The organism is Sutcliffiella horikoshii, assembly GCF_021991925.1.
In the GTDB taxonomy this organism is placed as follows: domain Bacteria; phylum Bacillota; class Bacilli; order Bacillales; family Bacillaceae_I; genus Sutcliffiella_A; species Sutcliffiella_A horikoshii_F.
Genome location: NZ_RXZI01000001.1, coordinates 674949 through 694210 on the forward strand (window position 1 = coordinate 674949; position 19262 = coordinate 694210).

The window sequence follows — 19262 nt, forward strand, 5'->3', positions numbered from 1 at the left end:
GAAATGGTTATGGGGTGTAGAAATGAAACAAAGTAACATGCTAATTCCAACTCTAAGAGAAGTACCAGCAGACGCTGAGGTCAAAAGTCACCAACTACTGCTTCGAGCAGGATTTATCCGCCAAAACACGAGTGGCATTTATAGCTTTCTTCCATTAGGGAAGAAGGTGCTAAAGAAAGTGGAAGATATTGTAAGAGAAGAAATGGAGAACGCCGATGCAGTGGAACTGCTTATGCCAGCCATGCAAGCCGCGGAACTATGGCAGGAATCCGGAAGATGGTATTCTTATGGTCCGGAATTAATGAGGCTGAATGACCGACACAATCGGGAATTCGCACTTGGAGCCACGCACGAGGAAGTAATTACAACTCTTGTAAGGGATGAAGTAAAGTCCTATAAAAAACTTCCTTTATCGCTTTATCAAATCCAAACCAAGTTTCGTGACGAGAAACGCCCGCGTTTTGGGCTTTTAAGAGGGCGGGAATTCCTGATGAAGGATGCCTATTCCTTCCATGCCAATGCAGAATCCTTGGATGATACTTACGAAAAGATGTTTACCGCTTATTCCAATATCTTCACAAGACTCGGCTTGAATTTCCGTGCCGTCATCGCCGACTCCGGTGCGATGGGTGGAAAAGATACACACGAGTTCATGGTTCTTTCTGAAATCGGAGAAGACACCATTGCCTACTCGAATGAGTCCTCTTATGCAGCGAATATTGAGATGGCTCCGGTTGTTGCCAACTATGAAAAGAAATCAGACGCTCCTTTAGACAAGGAAAAGGTAAGCACTCCGGGACAAAAAACAATAGCAGAAGTGGCAAGCTTCTTGCAAATGAAGAAATCAGACCTGATCAAATCCATTGTCTTCAAGGTAGACGAGAAATATGTATTGGTGTTAGCAAGAGGAGACCATGAAATAAATGATGTAAAGGTGAAAAACCTTTACCAGGCATCTGTTGTTGAAACTGCTACCGCGGATGAAGTGCTAAAGGTGATGGGCTGCTCGGTTGGTTCCTTGGGACCTATCGATGTTCCAGAATCTGTGGAAATCGTTGCTGATACGGCTGTGGAATATTTGGTCAATGCCGTAACAGGTGCCAACGAAGAAGGGGTCCACTATAAAAACGTAAATCCTTCAAAAGATTTTGAAGTTGCTCAGTATGCAGATCTTCGCTTTATTGAAGAAGGAGACCTTTCCCCTGATGGATATGGCGTCATTCAATTTGCAAAAGGGATAGAAGTAGGGCATATTTTCAAGCTTGGTACTCGCTACAGTGAAGCAATGGGAGCGAACTTCCTAGACGAGAATGGCAGAAATCAGCCAATGATCATGGGTTGTTATGGCATTGGGGTTTCCCGAGTCCTTGCAGCCATCGTGGAACAGTATCACGATGAGTATGGTATCGTTTGGCCACAGGCAGTTACACCTTTTGATGCTCATCTGATTCCTGTGAATATGAAAAATGAAGCTCAAGCTTCCTTGGCAGAAGAAATCTATGCAGAATTAAGAAATGCAGGCCTTTCCGTTCTGATGGACGATCGCCAAGAACGCCCTGGTGTAAAATTTACCGACTCCGACTTAATCGGGTTGCCTGTTCGTGTGACTGTAGGTAAAAGAGCCGATGAAAAAGTGGTAGAAGTCAAATGGAGAAAAACAGGAGACAAGGAAGAATTAACTGTGGAAGAATTATTACAAAAGCTACGTTAATCTGTAGTACAATAGAATTGAATAATAAACGAAGGTACCCCCATCCTGGCGGTACCTTCCATTATGTCGAAAAAGAAAAAAGAACGACCAAATAAGTTCAACTATGCAAGGGAAAGGGGACCGAACTTTGCTTGACCAGATGTCACAAGAGAAAAAAGATAGATTTCGTTTACTCCTCCAGCAGCTCGAATTGACAAGTGATGATATTTTTCCTTACTTTGCAGAGGCTGGAATTGAAAAACTGACAGTTGAAAAAACCAGTAAAAGTTGGCACTTCCACTTTGTATTGGAAAGAATACTGCCAGCAAAAGTATATGACCTTTTTTATGAGAAACTGACAAAAAGTTTTGCACATATCGCGAATGTATCCTTTTCATTGTCCGTACAGGACCGTTCATTTGAAAACTCCTATATTGCGGATTATTGGCCAATCTGTCTAAAAGAGCTGCAAGGATGCTCCCCGCCTTTATTGATGCTTTTAAATGGACAAGTTCCGACTTTGCAAGGAAACAAGCTTTTGCTAAAAGCCAGAAATGAAGCCGAAGCAATCGCGGTGAAAAAAAAGCTCAGTTCTACGATCTGTTCCACCTATGAAGGATTTGGTTTCCCAACATTCATACTTGATACAAGCCTTTCCCATTCAGAGGAGGAGTATCAACAGTTTGTGGAGCAGAAACAACAAGAGGATAAACAGAAGGCTTTGGCTGCAGTCACTGAAATGCAGAAAAAAGATTCTTCTAAGGATGACAATGCAGTCAGCGGGCCGGTAATGATCGGTTATACAATTAAGGACGACGCTGAAATTAAGACGTTGGCGGAGATTGTGGAGGAAGAAAGACGTGTAGCGGTACAAGGATACGTTTTTGATGCAGAAACGAAAGAACTGCGAAGTGGCAGAACTTTGTTGACCTTCAAAATCACCGACTATACAAATTCCATCATGGTGAAAATGTTCTCGAGGGATAAGGAGGATGTGCCCCTTTTACAAGCTGTCAAAAAAGGAATGTGGCTAAAGGTTAGGGGAAGCATCCAGAATGACACGTTCGTTCGCGATCTTGTCATGATGGCCAATGATATCAATGAGTTTAAGGGGAAAGAAATTGTGGACACAGCACCAGAGGGAGAAAAAAGGGTCGAGCTGCATTTGCACACCCCAATGAGTACCATGGATGCCGTAAGTTCCATTTCCTCTTTGGTGGCACAAGCAAAAAAGTGGGGCCATGAAGCAATCGCCGTGACGGATCATGCGGTTGCTCAAGCCTATCCCGAAGCATATGCGGCAGGTAAGAAGAACGGTGTGAAAATCCTTTATGGCTTAGAAGCTAATCTGGTGGATGATGGAGTCCCAATTGCCTACAATTCCGCGCACCGTAATCTTGCAGAAGAAACCTATGTCGTTTTTGACGTGGAGACAACAGGTTTATCCGCTATGTATGATACGATTATCGAGCTTGCGGCGGTGAAGGTGAGAGGTGGAGAAATTGTCGACAGGTTTGAATCTTTTGCAAACCCGCACCATGCCCTTTCGGCTACCACCATCAATCTAACAGGAATTACCGATGATATGGTAAGGGATGCTCCGGAAGTGGGAGATGTATTAAAGGATTTTGCAGAGTGGATGCAAGATGATATTCTCGTAGCGCATAATGCAAGCTTTGATATGGGCTTTTTAAACATCGGATTCCAACGGATAGGCCTTGGTAAAGCCAAAAACCCTGTCATTGATACGCTGGAGCTGGGGCGTCTGCTCTTTCCATCTTTGAAAAATCACCGGCTGAACACCCTCTGTAAAAAGTTTGATATCGAATTGACCCAGCATCACCGGGCAATCTATGATGCGGAGGCAACAGGATATCTTTTGGTGAAAATGCTAAAAGATGCTTTTGAAAAAGGAATTACCTATCATGATGAACTGAATGACCATTCCGGGACCACGGATGCCTATAAACGAGCAAGGCCATCACATGTGACATTGCTTGCGATAAATGATATTGGACTAAAAAATATATTTAAAATTGTCTCCATCTCACACATGAACTACTTTTTCCGTGTCCCAAGGATTCCGCGATCACAGCTACAAAAGCTACGCGAAGGGATCATTGTTGGCACGGCTTGCGATAAGGGTGAGGTTTTCGAAGGCATGATGCAAAAATCACCGGATGAAGTGGAAGGCATCGCTGAATTCTATGATTATATTGAAGTGCAACCACCAAGCAATTATGCCCACTTGTTAGAGCTCGAACTTGTGAGAGATGAAAAAGCCCTGAAAGAGATTATCAGCAATATCGTAAAACTCGGTGAAAAGCTGGAGAAGCCAGTAGTAGCAACAGGAAATGTACATTATTTAAAAGAAACGGATAAAATCCACCGTGAAATCCTTGTACGGTCTCAATCAGGAGCAAATCCTCTAAACAGGCATCAGCTTCCAGATGTCCATTTTAAAACGACGGATGAAATGCTTGCAGCCTTTTCGTTCCTTGGTGAAGAAAAGGCGAAGGAGATTGTAGTCACCAATACGCAAAAGATCGCAGGGATGGTAGAGGAAATCAAACCGATCAAAGACGATCTTTATACCCCGAAAATAGAGGGTGCTGATGAAGAAATCAGAGAAATGAGCTATTCAAGAGCTAGGAGCATTTATGGGGAAGATCTTCCGGAGATTGTGGAAAAGCGGATTGAAAAGGAATTGAAGAGTATTATAGGTCATGGATTTGCCGTAATTTATCTGATCTCGCAGAAGCTAGTGAAGAAATCTCTAGATGATGGCTATCTGGTAGGTTCCCGTGGATCTGTTGGCTCCTCATTCGTTGCAACGATGACAGAAATTACAGAGGTTAATCCATTACCACCACATTATGTCTGTCCATCATGTAAACTATCCGAGTTCTTCGATGATGGATCAGTTGGTTCTGGATTTGACTTGCCAGATAAAGACTGCCCGAATTGTGGAGAAGCATTTACAAAGGATGGGCATGACATCCCGTTTGAAACCTTCCTTGGCTTCAAAGGGGACAAGGTGCCCGATATCGACTTGAACTTCTCCGGGGAGTATCAGCCGAGAGCCCATAACTACACAAAGGTTCTGTTCGGCGAGGATTATGTATTCCGTGCAGGTACAATAGGAACGGTTGCTGATAAAACAGCCTATGGTTATGTGAAGGGGTATGCCAATGACCGCAACCTTATACTCCGTGGCGCAGAAGTGGACAGGCTGTCTTCCGGTTGTACAGGAGTTAGAAGGTCGACGGGACAGCATCCCGGGGGAATCATCGTAGTACCGGATTACATGGATATATTTGATTTCTCTCCTATCCAGTATCCAGCAGATGATCAGAATTCAGAATGGAAAACGACCCATTTTGATTTCCACTCCATCCATGATAATCTGCTTAAGCTGGATATCCTTGGACACGATGATCCTACCGTTATAAGAATGCTCCAAGATCTCAGTGGCATTGACCCTAAGACCATCCCCACGGATGATCCGTATGTAATGAAAATTTTCAGCGGGACGGATTCACTAGGAGTAACAGAAGAGCAAATCATGTGTAAAACCGGAACACTTGGTATTCCAGAGTTTGGGACCCGTTTCGTCCGTCAGATGTTAGAAGATACGAAACCTTCCACTTTCTCAGAACTTGTACAGATATCCGGTCTCTCCCATGGTACGGACGTTTGGCTTGGAAATGCCCAAGAGCTTATCCATAATAAAACCTGCACACTTAGTGAGGTTATCGGGTGTCGTGATGATATCATGGTGTATCTTATCTATAAAGGGCTGGTCCCTTCCATGGCATTTAAAATCATGGAATCTGTCCGAAAAGGAAAAGGGCTGTCAGATGAGTTCAAAGAGGAAATGATCAAAAACGATGTTCCCGCATGGTATATTGATTCCTGTTTGAAAATAAAATACATGTTCCCGAAAGCCCACGCAGCGGCCTATGTTCTTATGGCGGTCCGTATCGCCTATTTCAAAGTGCACTTCCCGCTTATGTACTATGCAGCGTATTTTACAGTTCGAGCAGATGACTTTGATATAGATACAATGGTTAAAGGTTCTGCTGCGATCCGTAAAGTAGTGGAAGAAATTAACGCAAAGGGCTTAGAAGCATCGCCAAAAGAAAAGTCCTTACTCACTGTTATGGAACTTGCATTGGAAATGAGTGAACGAGGGTACTCATTCAAAAAAGTGGACTTGTATAAATCAAGCGCCACAGATTTCTTAATAGAAGGAGATTCCCTGATCCCTCCATTCAACTCTATACCTGGACTTGGAACAAATGCAGCGATTAATATCGTGAACTCTAGAGCCGATGGAGAATTCTTGTCCAAAGAAGACCTGCAACAAAGAGGAAGGATCTCTAAAACAATTCTGGAGTACCTAGATAACCATGGCTGTCTCGAAGGACTCCCAGATCAGAACCAACTTTCATTATTCTAATATTCAGGGGAAAGCCTGTTCCAACCACCATGTCCACGCTGTTGACTGAAGTGGAAGATGTGAGACTCCGGCGGGAGATAGCGGTAGGTCGAGACCCCGCAACGAAGTGAGGAGGCTCGAGCATCGCCCCGCGGAAAGCGAACATCTGTAACGAAAGGAGACAGGGAGTTGAAAGCCGAAAGGGCCGTGAACCCCTGAAAACACTAGAAAGATTTGCATATTCCTTACGGATATGATATATTTACATTGGAAATGCTATATACAGGCAATTAGCAGAGAGTGGGGAAACCCACTCTTTCGTATTGTGTTCCCATATTTCTGGCCACCCTGTTCTCTTATGTAATTGGAACAGGAAAGTTAGATTTCGTATCAGCTGTACATAAGCTTGCTTGTTTATGATTCCCTGCTTATCGGCAGGGTCTTTTGTTCAGATTTTAAACACATCGTCTCGCGCTTGCGAAGGAGGAAAATGATGAGCAAAAATGTGACTGAAACGGTGGAAGATCTTGCTCTTCCTATCGTCAAAGAAATGAATGTTGAATTAGTGGATATTGAATATGTAAAAGAAGGATCCTCTTGGTTTTTACGTGTATTCGTCGACAAAGAAGGCGGGATCGACATCGAGGATTGCGGGACAGTAAGTGAGAAACTAAGCGAAAAGCTTGATGAACTAGATCCAATCCCTCACAATTATTTTCTCGAAGTCTCCTCACCAGGTGCAGAGCGCCCTCTAAAGAAAAAGGAAGACATTGAAAAAGCGGTCGGGAAATATGTAAATATTAAAACCTATGAACCGATTGATGGATTAAAGTCTTTCGAAGGAGACCTTCTTGACTTCGATGGAGATACAATCAAACTCTCCATGACAATAAAAACACGCAAAAAAGAAGTTTCCATTCCATATCCAAAGGTTGCGAAAGCACGTTTGGCAGTCAGGTTCTGATACATTATCACCTGACAGACCGTCCCATTGAACTAGATGGAAACAGGTCACAAAAAATGAAGTATAGGTATATTAAGGGGGACATGGTTGTATGAGCAGCGAGTTATTTGATGCTTTAACCCTGATGGAAAAGGAAAAGGGCATTAGCAAAGATGTAATTATTGAAGCGATTGAGGCTGCACTTATATCTGCTTACAAACGAAATTTCAATCAAGCACAAAATGTACGAGTTGATATGAACCTTGAAACAGGTACAATGCGCGTATTTGCAAGAAAAGATGTAGTAGAGGAAGTTTTTGATTCCCGTCTTGAAATTTCCGTCCAGGAAGCACGTCAAATCAATCCGAACTACCAAGAAAACGATGTATTGGAAATTGAAGTGACGCCTAAGGACTTCGGCCGAATTGCGGCACAAACTGCAAAACAAGTGGTCACACAGCGTGTCAGGGAAGCTGAGCGTGGAGTCATTTACTCAGAATATATCGAACGTGAAGAAGATATCATGACTGGGATTGTGCAACGACTTGATGCCAAGTTCATTTATGTGAGCCTTGGGAAAATTGAAGCTTTGCTTCCAGTCAATGAGCAAATGCCTAATGAACATTACAAGCCTCATGATAGAATAAAAGTGTTCCTCACAAAAGTGGAGAAAACCACGAAAGGTCCACAAATTTTTGTTTCCCGTTCACACCCAGGACTTTTAAAGCGTCTTTTTGAACTTGAAGTTCCAGAAATTTATGATGGTACAGTGGAAATAAAATCCGTTGCGCGTGAAGCCGGAGACCGCTCTAAGATCTCCGTACATTGTGACAACCCGGAAGTAGACCCGGTTGGGGCATGTGTAGGACCAAAGGGACAAAGGGTGCAAGCGATTGTGAATGAACTTAAAGGAGAAAAGATTGACATCGTACGTTGGTCTAAAGATCCTGTTGAATTCGTTGCCAATGCATTAAGCCCTTCTAAAGTACTGGAAGTTCAAGTTAATGAAGAAGAAAAGGCTACGACAGTCATTGTTCCTGATTATCAACTTTCGCTAGCAATAGGTAAACGTGGACAAAATGCTCGACTTGCTGCCAAGCTAACTGGCTGGAAGATTGATATCAAGAGTGAGTCCGAAGCAGAAGAACTAGGAATCTACCCGAGTCTGTCTTTATCTAAAAACGATACAGATGAGATAGATGATGATTTCTACAACGAAGAAAATGAGTGATAGTAAAAGAAGGTGAACCCGGTGAACAATCGTAAAAAGGTGCCAATGCGTAAATGTGTGGCAAGTCAAGAACTGAAGCCGAAAAAAGAATTGATACGTATTGTACGTTCTAAAGAAGGCGAAGTTTCCATTGATCCTTCCGGTAAGAAATCAGGTAGAGGGGCATATCTTGCAAAGAACAAGGAAAGCATCCTCCTTGCTAAAAAGAAAAATATCTTAGCCCGTCACCTGGCAGTAACGATTGATGATTCATTGTATGATGAATTACTTCAACTGGTAGAAACGGAGAACGGCTCAGCACATGAATAATCAATGGTTATCTATTGTCGGTCTTGCCACGAGGGCAAGAAAGACCATAACAGGGGAAGAACTTGTCATTAAAGAAGTAAGGGCAGGAAATGCAAAACTGGTGCTGATTGCCAGCGACGCTTCCGCCAATACCATGAAGAAATTGAATGATAAATGCACGTACTATAAAGTGCCGATAAGAACGGTAGAAAATCGGTATGAGTTAGGTCGAGCAATAGGCAAGGATGCGCGAGTGTCTGTAGCTATACTAGATGAAGGGTTTGCAAAAAAACTTCTTTCTATGCTCGATTAATCTTTGGGGGTGAATGTATGACGAAATTACGCGTGTACGAATACGCTAAACAAAAGAACGTATCAAGTAAAGATGTCATCACAAAACTAAAAGAAATGAATATTGAGGTATCAAACCATATGGCAACATTAGACGAAGACACTATCCAAAAATTGAACGGTTCAGATAAAAAAGAAGCACCAAAGAAAGCAGCAGCCCCAAATACGGCTTCTGCACCTAAAAAACAAAGCACGAATCAAGGCCAAGGTAAAGGGAAGAACAACTCTCCTTCCAAAAAGCCTTTTAACAATAGCAACCATAACAATTCTTCTAAAGGGAAGAAAAAACAGAACAACAAACAGAACCGTGGACCACAATCCGCGCCAACACCTCCTGTGAAGAAAAAAGAAACACCTTCCAAAATTACATTCACTGGTTCTCTAACAGTTGGAGAGCTTGCAAATAAACTAAACAAAGAGCCATCAGAAATAATTAAAAAGCTCTTGATGCTCGGTGTCATGGCTACCATCAACCAGGATCTTGATAAAGATTCCATCGAATTGATTGCTGGCGAATACAGTGTGGATGTGGAAGAGGAAATAATCTTCGAAGTAACCGATTTTGAAGGCTACGATTCAGAAGATACAGAAGAGGTAATGGAAGAGCGTCCTCCAGTGGTTACGATCATGGGTCACGTTGACCACGGTAAAACAACTCTTCTCGACTCTATCCGTAATACAAAGGTTACAGCCGGTGAAGCTGGTGGAATCACACAGCATATCGGTGCGTACCAAGTAGAAGTGGAACAAGGCAAGAAAATCACGTTCCTTGATACTCCTGGGCATGCTGCGTTTACAACAATGCGTTCCCGTGGGGCACAAGTTACGGATATTACAATCCTAGTTGTGGCAGCAGATGACGGTGTTATGCCTCAAACAGTGGAAGCAATCAACCATGCCAAAGCTGCAGAAGTACCAATCATCGTTGCCGTTAACAAAATGGATAAAGAAGCTGCCAATCCTGACCGTGTTATGCAGGAATTAACAGAGCATGGACTAGTGTCAGAAGCTTGGGGTGGAGATACTATCTTTGTACCACTATCTGCTTTGAGTGGAGAAGGTATTGATACATTGCTTGAAATGATTCTTCTTGTTTCTGAAGTGGAAGAATATAAAGCTAATCCTAAACGTGCGGCACAGGGTACAGTTATTGAAGCTCAGCTTGATAAAGGCAGAGGTTCCGTAGCTACACTTCTAGTTCAAAAAGGTACACTACGTGTAGGAGATCCAATCGTAGTAGGTAACACGTTCGGCCGTGTTCGTGCAATGGTTAACGACCTTGGACGCCGCGTAAAAGAAGCTGGTCCATCTACACCGGTTGAAATCACTGGACTAAATGAAGTTCCACAAGCCGGAGACAACTTCATGGTATTTGCTGATGAGAAAACGGCTCGTAACGTCGGGGAAGCACGTGCTCAAAAGCAACTTCAAGAACAACGCAGTGAAAAAACACGTGTAACACTTGATGACTTGTTTGAACAAATCAAGCAAGGTGAAATGAAAGAAATCAACTTGATTGTAAAAGCCGACGTTCAAGGTTCTGTAGAAGCGATGGCTGCTTCCCTGCAGAAAATCGATGTAGAAGGCGCAAAAGTGAAAATCATCCATACTGGCGTTGGTGCCATCACGGAATCTGATATCATTCTAGCCTCTGCGTCCAATGCCATTGTCATAGGTTTCAACGTTCGACCTGATGCAGGTGCGAAACGTACAGCAGATGCTGAAAACGTTGATATCCGTCTTCACCGTATCATCTATAAAGCGATTGAAGAAATTGAAGCGGCAATGAAAGGTATGCTTGACCCTGAATTCGAAGAGAAAGTAATTGGTCAAGTGGAAGTTCGCCAGACTTTCAAAGTTTCTAAAGTGGGTACAATTGCGGGTGCATATGTAACAGAAGGAAAAATCACTCGTGATTCCAGCATTCGTTTAATTCGTGACGGAATCGTTATTTTTGAAGGCGAACTTGATACACTCAAGCGTTTTAAAGATGATGTAAAAGAAGTAGCGACAAACTACGAATGTGGTGTAACAATCAAGAACTTTAACGACATCAAAGAAGGCGACATCATCGAAGCTTACGTAATGCAAGAAATCGAAAGAAAATGATTGGATATATAGAGTGTGACTGTATGATCTATGATGCTCAATCTTTGAAGGAAAAAAGGGCAGTGCTTCAGCGCGTAATGACAAGGCTGAAGCAACGGTTCAATATATCCATCTCAGAGATTGATCATCAGGACGTATGGCAACGGACGAAGATAGGAATTGTATCCATTTCTTCCTCCAAATCCATCACCGAGAAAGAATTGCAAAAAGTGCTCGACTATCTGGACTCTTTTCCAGAGATAGAGCGAGCAGAAACTTCGCTTGATTGGCTTTAAAGGGGTGAAAGGTATGACACTCAGATCAAACAGAGTTGGAGAGCAAATGAAAAAAGAGCTATCCGATATCATTGGTCGTAAAATCAAAGACCCTCGTGTAGGCTTTGTAACAGTAACGGATGTACAGGTTACTGGAGATCTTCAACAAGCCAAGGTATTCATCTCTGTGCTTGGAGACGATGAGAAAAGACAAGACACATTGATTGGCTTGGCAAAAGCAAAAGGCTTCATCCGCAGTGAAATAGGACGTAGAATTCGTTTAAGAAAAACTCCAGAGCTTTTCTTTGAATTTGACGAATCCATCGCTTACGGTAATCACATAGAAAGCCTGATACATGAATTAAATAAAAAAGACTCTGATTCGGATGATGAAGAGTAACAAAAAAAGGGTAGGCAATAGTTGTCTATCCTTTTTGTTGACTCTAATGATATCACGCATTGACTCCCTGTTGCTTTCCGTTCCAGGTGTTCGCTTTCCGCGGGACGGTGCTTGAGCCTCCTCACAACGCTTCAGGGGTCTCAACCTACCGTTATCCCCCGCAGGAGTCTCACACCTTGCACTTCAATCTACAGGGGGATTACTTAATATAAAATGAAAGGAGTGGCATAAATGGATGGTATTTTAATTTTAAACAAACCAAAGGGCTTCACTTCACATGACTGCGTATTTAAAGTGAGAAAAATACTTAAAACAAAAAAAGTCGGCCATACCGGGACACTTGATCCAGAGGTAACCGGGGTTCTTCCTATATGTATCGGAAGGGCAACAAAAGTTGTGGAATTCCTAACAGCCGAACAAAAAACATATATAGCAGAAGTGACCATAGGGACTGCTACCACGACAGAAGATCAAACAGGAGAAGTAGTGGAAGAAAAAAGGGTGGACAAACCCATATCAAAAGAAAAAATTCTTTCCGTCCTTCATCAGCTAAAAGGAGAAATTGAACAAACACCTCCAATGTACTCCGCTGTCAAAATTAAAGGAAAAAAGCTTTATGAATATGCAAGAGAAGGGAAGGTAATCGACAGACCTTCCAGGAAGGTAACCATCCATGATATCTTCCTGACAAGCGAAATTACATATGAAGAAGAAAAAGGCCAAGTCAAATTTTCCTTCCAAGTAAACTGTAGTAAAGGTACATATGTAAGGACCCTTGCTGTACAAATAGGCGAGTTGCTGGGTTATCCTGCCCACATGTCCTATTTAACCAGAATTTCCTCTGGAGACTTTACCATAGAACAAGCAATCACTTTAGAACAATTAAGTGAGCTGGCAGAACAAGGGGCGGTCCAAGGGAAACTGTTGCCGATGGAAAAAGCACTAAGTTCATTGCCTAAGTTGGTCATTAATGATAAAGTAGCAGAGAAAGTGTATAATGGTGCGGTTTTGCCATATCCAGAAAATATCGATGAATCGAATGAATACTTCAGTGTGTTCCATGATGATAAATGTTTGGCCATCTATATGAAGCATCCATCGAAGCCTGGCCTGATGAAACCGAAGAAAGTATTTCATAACTAATTGGTGTATGAAGGTGAAGGTTCTGCATGATTAATTTAGATTTAGGTGATAAATGATGAAAGTTGTGTATTTGGAGCACCCGCATTCCCTGAAAAAAGAAGAGTGTATGCCTGCTACAGTCGCTCTCGGTTTTTTTGATGGCATCCATCTCGGACATCAGAAAGTGATTAGCGGTGCATTGAACAAAGCGAAAGAATTAGGAACTGCATGTGCCGTAATGACGCTGGATCCACATCCATCCGTCGTTTTGAGAAGAACTGTCCAGCATGTCCGCTACATCACTCCTCTTTCCGAAAAAATAAGCCTTCTTGCTTCTTTAGGGGTGGATATCTTATATGTGGTGAAATTCGACATGTCCTTTGCATCGCTAGTACCCCAGGATTTTGTTGATCAATATATCATCGGTTTGAATATCAAGCATGTGGTGGCAGGATTTGATTATTCCTATGGCAGTCTTGGCAAAGGGACAATGGAGACCCTTCCATTTCATTCAAGAGGACAATTCAATCAGACGGTTGTGGAGAAATATACCACTAATGACTTGAAAGTAAGTTCCACCTACATAAGAGAACAGTTGAAAGAAGGGAAAGTGGACGAGTTGCCACATACTTTGGGAAGGTATTATCATGTGCGTGGGAAAGTGGAACATGGTGAAAAAAGAGGTCGTACGATCGGGTTTCCAACTGCCAATGTCGTCCTGTCCGATGACTATGTGATTCCTCGGACAGGTGTTTATACTGTTCGTATGTATGTGAAGGATAACTGGGTGAATGGAGTGTGCAATATCGGCTACAAACCGACTTTCCATGAGCAGGAAAATGAGAACCTTCCATCTATTGAAGTCCACCTGTTGGATTTTGATCAACAGATCTATGGAGAAGAGGTTATCATAGAGTGGCATAATTGTATCAGGGAAGAAAAGAAGTTTTCTGGTGTAGAGGCGCTTGTTGCGCAAATCAAAAAAGACAAGGCGAAAGCAGAAGAGTATTTTCAAAAAAACATACACGATACTTGCTTTTTAACCTAAAAAGATGTATGCTATTAAACGTACTAAAACCATTGCTTGGCAAGTCGAATCACCAACGCTTGCTCGGTAATAGGGGTTTTTACTATTAAGGAGGTGAATAGGATGGCTATTACACAAGAGCGTAAACAAGAACTTATCAATGAGTTCAAAACTCACGAATCTGACACTGGATCTCCAGAGGTACAGATCGCTGTCCTAACAGAACAGATCAACAACCTAAACGAGCATTTACGTACTCACAAGAAAGATCACCACTCACGTCGTGGTCTATTGAAGATGGTTGGTAAACGTCGTAACTTACTAACTTACCTTCGTAACAAGGATGTAACTCGTTACCGTGAACTAATCAACAAATTAGGTTTACGTCGATAAGTTTGTCAGAAAAAGCGGGAGAATTCCCGCTTTTTTATTAGTATTTTAGAAGGTATTTTCAAAAGTTGCTGTAGAGTGTTTCGTTTCGGCAATTTTTTTCCTATACATGCTGGAATTCTATTGATATGTAGTAGTTATTTCGTTCATACTATACATAATACTAAATTTTTTTCACATAGACTGTTTTCTTGAGGAAAAGCTCTGTTAAAGCATAAAGCTGAATTTGGTAGCAACCTAGCTGTTGTTTGGAGCAATAGGTGAAGACTCCTGAGGGAGATAGCGTGTTAGGGGAGACCCCGCAGGCGTAAGCCGAAGAGGCTCCCCCTTAGGAAAGCGAAGCCTAGTGCGGAAATCAACAGCGGTGTTTAACAGATCCTTAGGAAAAAGAAAGTCAATACATATTGGAAGTTAGAGAGGGGTTAGACGAACTCATGGGACAAGATAAACAAGTCTTTTCTATCGATTGGGCCGGAAGAAACCTGACGGTAGAAGTGGGACAATTAGCCAAGCAAGCAAATGGAGCGGTAATGGTCCGTTATGGAGATACGGCTGTGCTAAGTACTGCAACCGCTTCAAAGGAACCGAAGAAACTAGATTTCTTCCCACTTACAGTAAATTATGAAGAAAGATTATATGCCGTTGGTAAAATCCCTGGAGGATTCATTAAGAGAGAGGGACGCCCAAGTGAGAAGGCTGTATTGGCAAGCCGCTTGATCGATCGTCCAATCCGTCCGCTATTTGCTGATGGGTTCCGTAATGAAGTACAAGTTATCAGTATCGTGATGAGTGTGGATCAGAACTGTTCTTCCGAAATGGCAGCGATGTTCGGTTCCTCATTAGCGCTTTCGGTTTCTGATATTCCTTTCCAAGGTCCTATCGCAGGTGTAACAGTAGGAAGAATTAACGACGAGTTCGTCATTAATCCTAATGTAGAGCAACTTGAAAAAAGCGACATCAACTTGGTGGTAGCTGGAACGAAGGATGCAATCAACATGGTTGAAGCTGGTGCTGATGAAGTTCCGGAAGAAGTAATGTTAGAAGCAATCATGTTTGGTCATAACGAAATTAAACGTCTAATCGCATTCCAAGAGGAAATTGTACAAGCTGTTGGGAAAGAGAAAACAGAAGTTACGCTTTATGAAGTGGATAAAAATCTGGAACATGAGATCCGTGCTCTTGCTGAAGAGAAAATGACAAAAGCTGTTCAAGTATTTGAAAAGCACGCTCGTGAAGCTGCTATTAAAGAGGTAAAGGCAGAGGTTCTTGAGCGCTATGAAGAACAAGAAGTAGAAGCGGATGTTCTGAAGCAGGTTAATGAAATTCTCAGTATGCTTGTGAAAGAAGAAGTAAGACGCCTTATCACAGAAGATAAAGTACGCCCGGATGGACGTAAGAGCGACGAGATCCGTCCACTTGCTTCTGAAGTCGGCCTATTGCCACGTACTCACGGTTCTGGTCTGTTTACCCGTGGACAAACTCAAGCATTGAGCATTTGTACATTAGGTGCTCTAGGTGACGTACAGATTCTTGACGGATTGGGAATTGAAGAAGAGAAACGCTTTATGCACCACTATAACTTCCCATTATTCAGTGTTGGGGAAACTGGCCCGATGAGAGGACCTGGACGTCGTGAAATCGGACATGGTGCTCTTGGAGAGCGTGCTCTTGAACCGGTTATTCCTTCCGAAAAAGACTTCCCATACACAGTTCGTCTTGTTTCAGAAGTTTTGGAGTCCAACGGTTCCACTTCTCAAGCAAGTATCTGTGCAAGCACACTTGCCATGATGGATGCAGGTGTACCTATTAAAGCTCCTGTAGCAGGTATTGCAATGGGACTAATTAAAAAGGGCGAGCACTATACAGTACTATCTGACATTCAAGGAATGGAAGATCACCTTGGGGATATGGACTTTAAAGTTGCTGGTACTGCAAAAGGCGTAACAGCATTACAAATGGATATTAAGATTGAAGGTCTTTCCCGTGACATCCTTGAAGAAGCACTTCAACAGGCTAAAATTGGCCGCATGCATATTCTTGACTCCATGCTTGCTACAATTGATGAGTCACGTAAAGAGCTTTCTCCATATGCGCCGAAGATCTTGATGATGAGCATTAATCCTGATAAGATTCGTGATGTAATCGGGCCTAGTGGGAAACAAATCAATAAGATTATTGAAGAAACTGGTGTTAAAATCGACATCGAACAAGATGGAACGGTATTTATCTCTTCCATTAATATGGAAATGAACGAAAAGGCGAAGAAAATCATCGAGGATATTGTACGTGAAGTCCAAGTGGGCGAAATTTACATGGGTAAAGTAAAACGTATTGAAAAATTCGGTGCATTTGTTGAGCTATTCAGTGGCAAAGATGGGCTGGTCCATATTTCTGAACTTGCAGAAGAACGCGTGAAACAAGTGGAAGATGTTGTGAAGCTTGGAGAAGAAGTTCTTGTAAAAGTAATGGAGATCGATAAACAGGGCAGAGTGAATCTTTCCAGAAAAGTCCTCCTTAAAGAGAAAAAAGAAAAAAATGAGCAAATGTCCTAATATGGAAGCCTGGTTTGACCGCCGGGCTTTTTGCGATACCTCCCCATAGAAAATTACATGGTGGGGCAGGTGTCTTTCCGCTTTTATTCTTTGTTCTACCTTGTCCACTTCCTACATAAATTTTAAGTAGGAAGGAGTGGGTAAAATGAAGAGAAGTACGTTTCAACTGTTGGCATTTGTTATCATTGCATTTTTTACATATAAAACGGTGTATCATCCGTTCCCTGGAGATATTACGGATGCTCTGTCAAGTGACTTGGCTGAAGTGACCAAGAATCGGGATGCGCTGTTTACGGAGATAGAGCAGAAAGCATCGGATTTTGAGATTGCACCCCAGGATGCTAAAATTGACAAAGTATGGAAAGCGCAACCAGGATTAAATGGCTTAGAAGTGGATGTGGAAGCTTCTTATAAAAATATGAAGAAAAACGGTGTTTTTGATGAGAAAAAGCTTGTAATGAAGCAAATTCCGCCAAACACCCATCTTCAAGATCTTCCTCCATCTCCAATTTACCGTGGACATCCCGAAAAGCCGATGGCAGCATTTCTAATCAATGTGGCATGGGGGAATGAACACATTCCTGGTATGCTGGAAACATTGAAAAATCACGGCGTTCAGGCAACCTTTTTTCTAGAAGGCAGATGGGTGAAAGAAAATCCATCGATGGCCAAAATGATTATAGATGCAGGTCATGAAGTGGGGAACCACTCCTATACACACCCCAACATGAAAACGTTGGGTAGTACTGCAGTCAGGGAACAGCTTATAAAAACAAATGAAGTCATAGAGGCGATTTCTGGGAATAAAGTTACCTGGTTTGCCCCTCCAAGTGGCAGTTATCGTGATGAGGTCGTCAATATCGCCCATGAACTGGAGTTGGGTACCATTATGTGGAGTGTGGATACGATTGATTGGCAAAAGCCGACACCAGATGTTCTAGTCACCAGGGTGATGAAAAAAATCCATCCGGGGGCAATGGTCCTTATGCACCCTACGCCTTCCACGGCAAATAGCTTGGAAACCCTTATTATTTCCATTAAAGATAAAGGGCTCGAACTAGGAACTCTTTCTTCCCTTTTAAGTGAAGAAAGAATCGTTCATCACAACTAGATTTGGCAAACTTGAATAGGAGGATTATCGTTGCTTACTAAACATACATGCTCAAATGGAGTAAGAATTGTATTAGAAAATATTCCACATGTCCGCTCTGTTGCAATCGGAGTGTGGATTGGAACTGGCTCAAGAAATGAAGACAACCGTAATAATGGGGTCTCCCATTTCCTTGAGCATATGTTCTTCAAAGGAACAGAAACAAAAAATGCCCGTGAAATAGCCGAGGCCTTTGATTCCATCGGTGGACAGGTAAATGCTTTTACGTCAAAGGAATATACCTGCTACTATGCAAAAGTAATGGATGAACATTCGTCCTATGCCCTAGGTGTACTCGCGGACATGTTTTTTCATTCGATTTTTGACGAAGAAGAATTAAAAAAGGAAAAAAATGTTGTGTACGAAGAAATCAAGATGTATGAGGATGCCCCTGATGACATCGTTCATGATGTACTGGCTCGCGCTTCCTATGGAAACCATCCACTAGGCTACCCGATCTTAGGGACCGAGGAAACTTTATCTGCATTTGACGGGAACACCCTTCGTGACTATATGAAAGAAACATATACTCCTGACAATGTGGTTATCTCCGTTGCAGGGAACATAGAAGACTCTTTTGTCAAAGAGATAGAAGAACTGTTCGGAAGCTATGAAACCGGACACTCCAAGCGGGAATATGTCAAGCCATCTTTTGAAACAGGACGTATCGCCAAAAAGAAAACAACCGAACAGGCTCACCTTTGCATCGGTTATGATGGACTTCCGATTGGCGATAAAGATATCTATAACTTGATTGTCCTGAACAATGTACTTGGAGGAAGCATGAGCAGCCGTCTATTCCAGGATGTACGGGAAGAAAGGGGATTAGCATACTCCGTCTATTCCTATCACTCCACATTCCAAGACAATGGGATGCTTACCATCTATGGAGGTACTGGAAGTAACCAACTGGATCTTCTATTTGATACGATACAACAGACACTTGAAACGTTTAAGCGTGAGGGCATCACTAAAAAAGAGCTTATAAATAGTAAAGAGCAAATCAAGGGTAGTCTCATGCTGAGTCTGGAAAGTACGAACAGTCGCATGAGCCGAAATGGAAAGAACGAGCTTCTGCTTGGCAGACATCGTTCCCTTGATGACATTCTAGACAGAATCAATACCATTACTGAAGAGTCCGTTAATAACTTGGCAACCAAGATTTTTACCGATGACTATTCTGTGGCATTGATCAGCCCAAATGGTGAAATGCCGAAGTCAATAAATGGATAAAGCTATCTTTATGCCTGCCAATTTTCTTTGGCAGGTTTTATTTTGGACACCTCCTAATATAAATAATACGGGAGGTGTTTT

At 42.3% G+C, this 19262-nt stretch carries 15 protein-coding genes; all 15 read left to right on the plus strand.

Annotation, left to right across the window (positions count from 1 at the left end; genetic code table 11):
* Nucleotides 1-22 precede the first annotated feature (22 nt).
* Nucleotides 23-1711: a proline--tRNA ligase gene (locus EKQ44_RS03305; protein WP_237662102.1), complete on the plus strand. Its 1689-nt coding sequence runs from the start codon at nt 23-25 to the stop codon at nt 1709-1711.
* Nucleotides 1712-1850: 139 nt separating this feature from the next.
* Nucleotides 1851-6152 (plus strand): PolC-type DNA polymerase III, encoded by a 4302-nt coding sequence (locus EKQ44_RS03310; protein ID WP_414491247.1) that lies wholly within the window; start codon nt 1851-1853, stop codon nt 6150-6152.
* A gap of 472 nt (nt 6153-6624) precedes the next feature.
* Nucleotides 6625-7095: a ribosome maturation factor RimP gene (gene rimP / locus EKQ44_RS03315; RefSeq protein WP_237662548.1), complete on the plus strand. Its 471-nt coding sequence runs from the start codon at nt 6625-6627 to the stop codon at nt 7093-7095.
* A 91-nt stretch (nt 7096-7186) separates the two neighbouring features.
* On the plus strand, nt 7187-8305 hold the full coding sequence (gene nusA, locus EKQ44_RS03320) for a transcription termination factor NusA (RefSeq protein ID WP_237662105.1): 1119 nt from the start codon (nt 7187-7189) through the stop codon (nt 8303-8305).
* A 21-nt stretch (nt 8306-8326) separates the two neighbouring features.
* Nucleotides 8327-8614, plus strand: a complete 288-nt coding sequence (gene rnpM, locus EKQ44_RS03325) for an RNase P modulator RnpM (RefSeq protein ID WP_237662106.1) — start codon at nt 8327-8329, stop codon at nt 8612-8614.
* A complete protein-coding gene (locus tag EKQ44_RS03330) occupies nt 8607-8906 on the plus strand; it encodes a YlxQ family RNA-binding protein (protein WP_237662108.1) in 300 nt (99 codons plus the stop codon). The genes rnpM and EKQ44_RS03330 overlap by 8 nt, the downstream gene beginning before the upstream one ends.
* A 17-nt stretch (nt 8907-8923) precedes the next feature.
* Nucleotides 8924-11053, plus strand: coding sequence for a translation initiation factor IF-2 (gene infB / locus EKQ44_RS03335; RefSeq protein WP_237662109.1), 2130 nt, complete (start codon nt 8924-8926; stop codon nt 11051-11053).
* The gene (locus tag EKQ44_RS03340; protein ID WP_148986460.1) at nt 11050-11328 is read left to right on the plus strand and encodes a DUF503 domain-containing protein; all 279 of its coding nucleotides are present in this window, start codon (nt 11050-11052) and stop codon (nt 11326-11328) included. Before infB ends, EKQ44_RS03340 begins: the two co-directional genes overlap by 4 nt.
* A gap of 13 nt (nt 11329-11341) precedes the next feature.
* Nucleotides 11342-11707, plus strand: a complete 366-nt coding sequence (gene rbfA, locus EKQ44_RS03345; protein ID WP_223493358.1) for a 30S ribosome-binding factor RbfA — start codon at nt 11342-11344, stop codon at nt 11705-11707.
* Nucleotides 11708-11938: 231 nt separating this feature from the next.
* Nucleotides 11939-12850 carry a tRNA pseudouridine(55) synthase TruB gene (gene truB, locus EKQ44_RS03350; protein WP_237662110.1) on the plus strand — a complete coding sequence of 304 codons (912 nt, stop codon included), beginning with the start codon at nt 11939-11941 and terminating at the stop codon, nt 12848-12850.
* A 55-nt stretch (nt 12851-12905) separates the two neighbouring features.
* Entirely contained in the window at nt 12906-13877 is a 972-nt protein-coding gene (gene ribF / locus EKQ44_RS03355) for a bifunctional riboflavin kinase/FAD synthetase (RefSeq protein WP_237662549.1), read from the plus strand.
* Between the two features lie 102 nt (nt 13878-13979).
* Nucleotides 13980-14249: a 30S ribosomal protein S15 gene (rpsO, locus tag EKQ44_RS03360; RefSeq protein ID WP_047970912.1), complete on the plus strand. Its 270-nt coding sequence runs from the start codon at nt 13980-13982 to the stop codon at nt 14247-14249.
* A gap of 431 nt (nt 14250-14680) precedes the next feature.
* The gene (gene pnp, locus EKQ44_RS03365; RefSeq protein WP_237662112.1) at nt 14681-16798 is read left to right on the plus strand and encodes a polyribonucleotide nucleotidyltransferase; all 2118 of its coding nucleotides are present in this window, start codon (nt 14681-14683) and stop codon (nt 16796-16798) included.
* A 145-nt stretch (nt 16799-16943) separates the two neighbouring features.
* Nucleotides 16944-17909 (plus strand): polysaccharide deacetylase family protein, encoded by a 966-nt coding sequence (locus EKQ44_RS03370; protein ID WP_237662114.1) that lies wholly within the window; start codon nt 16944-16946, stop codon nt 17907-17909.
* A 30-nt stretch (nt 17910-17939) separates the two neighbouring features.
* The gene (locus tag EKQ44_RS03375) at nt 17940-19181 is read left to right on the plus strand and encodes a M16 family metallopeptidase (protein ID WP_237662116.1); all 1242 of its coding nucleotides are present in this window, start codon (nt 17940-17942) and stop codon (nt 19179-19181) included.
* Nucleotides 19182-19262 lie beyond the last annotated feature (81 nt).